3 protein-coding genes are annotated in these 2,511 nt (G+C 35.6%); all 3 read right to left on the bottom strand.

All coding sequences use genetic code 11. The annotated features are described in order from the left end of the window. Positions 1-1,189, bottom strand: a 1,189-nt coding sequence (locus AACY61_RS12310) for an adenylosuccinate synthase (protein ID WP_339611874.1), incomplete at its 3' end; no start/stop codon positions are given. Between the two features lie 10 nt (positions 1,190-1,199). Next, on the bottom strand, positions 1,200-1,658 hold the full coding sequence (locus AACY61_RS12305) for a transcriptional repressor (protein WP_339611873.1): 459 nt from the start codon (positions 1,656-1,658) through the stop codon (positions 1,200-1,202). A 26-nt stretch (positions 1,659-1,684) separates the two neighbouring features. After that, the coding region (locus AACY61_RS12300) for an ACT domain-containing protein (protein WP_339611872.1) at positions 1,685-2,511 on the bottom strand (827 nt) is incomplete at its 5' end.

The following is a 2,511-nucleotide window of genomic DNA, read 5'->3' as shown; positions in this document are numbered from 1 at the left end:
TGTAATCATTTAATTCTTGCGGGAATTTTTCGGTGTCTTTGATTTTCGTCAGATCTTCTTTCCATCCTTTCATTTCTTTGTAAACGGGTGTAATCATTTCCGGTTCAATATTGAAAGGGAAATGTTTTATTGTTTGTCCGTTATATTGATAAGCGGTACAAACTTTTAAAGTTTTAAATCCGCTTAATACATCACCTTTCATCATCATTAACTGGGTGACACCATTTATAGCAACTGCATATTTTAAAGCAACAAGGTCCAACCAGCCACATCTTCTTGGTCTTCCTGTTACAGCACCAAATTCGTTGCCAACCCTTGCCATTTTGTCTCCTACTTCATCAAAGAGTTCAGTGGGGAATGGGCCACTGCCTACACGAGTGGTATAAGCTTTGAATATTCCATAGACTTCTTTTACTTTATTTGGAGCGACTCCTAAACCGGTGCAGGCTCCTGCAGCTGTTGTGTTTGATGATGTTACAAAGGGGTAGGTTCCAAAATCAATATCGAGCAATGAGCCTTGAGCTCCCTCAGCCAAAATAGACTTTCCTTCTTTTTGAGCCTGATGAATATATTCTTCACTATCAATGAAGGTGAGTGTTTTTAGTGTTTTTACTGCTTCAAAAAATTCTTCTTCCATTTCATCAAGATCAAATTGAATATCAACATCATAATAGTCAATTAGGCCAAGATGTTTTTCAGCCAGTGCACTATATTTTTTTTCCCAGTTTGGTAGTTCAAGGTCTCCAATTCTCAGACCATTTCTTCCGGTTTTGTCCATATAGGTCGGTCCAATGCCTTTGAGTGTTGATCCAATTTTTGCTTTGCCTTTTGAGGCTTCTGAGGCAGCGTCTAAGAGTCTGTGCGTTGGCAGTATTACGTGTGCTTTACGAGAAATAAGCAGTTTATTTTTATAGTCGATTTTGAATTTATCCAAGCCTTCCAGCTCTTTGACAAAAACCACTGGGTCAATCACCACTCCATTTCCAACGAGATTTATGGTAGTTTTATGAAATATTCCGGAGGGAATGGTTCTCAAGACGTGTTTAATTCCGTCAAATTCGAGTGTATGACCAGCGTTTGGTCCGCCTTGAAAACGGGCAACTATGTCATAATTTTGGGTTAAAACATCAACTATTTTTCCTTTTCCTTCGTCTCCCCATTGAAGACCAAGTAATAAATCTACTGCCATTTTGTGTGTGTTATTGGGTTGATTTTTTGTTTCCGTAAAAGTAAAGTGAGTGATTTGTGATTTCGATGTCAAAAACCTCCTCGATGGTTTTTTTAATTGATTGTATGCGTGGGTCGCAAAATTCGATTACCTCACCGGTATCAGTTAAAATGACATGATCATGTTGTTTGTCAAAATAGGATTTTTCATAATGTGCCTGATTTTTTCCAAACTGATGTTTACGGACCAAACCACATTCTAGAAGTAACTCAATTGTATTGTAAAGGGTTGCACGGCTCACTCTGTATTTTTTGTTTTTCATTTTGATATATAGTGATTCAATATCAAAATGTTCTGTGCTGTCATAAATTTCCTGAAGAATTGCAAAGCGTTCGGGAGTTTTACGATGTCCTTTTTCCTCTAAATATGCAGTAAATACATTTTTGACGATTGTTTGGTTGTTTACGGTATTTGTTTTTGTATCTGTCATTTTTCAGGTGCAAATTTACGCATTTTTTAGACTCTGGTTACTTTATCAATCCCATTAATTTTTTTGATCTTGTTAATTACTTCTGTAAGAATGTTTTTATTTTTCACAATCACTATGATTTTACCGGTAAACACACCGTCATCACTTTCAAAACTAAGACTTTTTATGTCTATATTCATATGATTTGAAATAACTTTAGTCACTGAATTTACTAGCCCTAAATTGTCAATGCCTGTAATTTTCAATTGAGCTCTAAAATCTTGTTGTGAGGAATCAATCCATTTTGCCTGTATGATTCGATAAGTATAATTACTCTGAAGTTGCAGTGCGTTAGGACAGGTGTTTTTATGCACTTTTATGCCATCGTTTACTGTAATAAAACCAAAAACTTCATCGCCGGGGATGGGGTTGCAGCAGTTTGCTAGTGTATAGTCAAGTTTTTCTTCCTCTTTGCCAAAAACGAGTTGGTCATATTTTACAGTAATTTCATCATTTTGAACGTCCTCAGGTTTTGGTTGTTTACGCATTCTATTTTTGAAGAATCCTAAAAATGCATTGTTTCTTGATGAGGCAAAATTTCTTAACTGCTGGTTGTCAATTATTCCGTTGCCAGCTCTGTAAAATAAATCCTGGCTTGTTTTTAGTTTGAAAAAGTTAACAAGTTGATTAATTGTTTTTTCGTCAAGAGTGATTTTTAATGATTTAAGTTTTCTGGCAAGTATTTGTTTTCCGTCTTCTGCAATTTTTTTGTTTTCTTCACGCAGGGATGATTTAATTTTTGATTTTGCTTTACCGGTAGTAGTGTAGTCAAGCCAATTAGAGTTGGGTTTTGCATTTTCTGAATTTATTACTT

The sequence above is a fragment of the uncultured Planktosalinus sp. genome, assembly GCF_963973675.1.
In the GTDB taxonomy this organism is placed as follows: domain Bacteria; phylum Bacteroidota; class Bacteroidia; order Flavobacteriales; family Flavobacteriaceae; genus Planktosalinus.
The sequence above is the reverse complement of the archived record's forward strand: the minus strand, read 5'-3'. Positions and strand labels throughout refer to the sequence as shown.

Excerpts from the sequence above, each read along its gene's own strand:
- AACY61_RS12305 (WP_339611873.1), bottom strand. The coding sequence starts at position 1,658 with ATGACAGATACAAAAACAAATACCGTAAACAACCAAACAATCGTCAAA.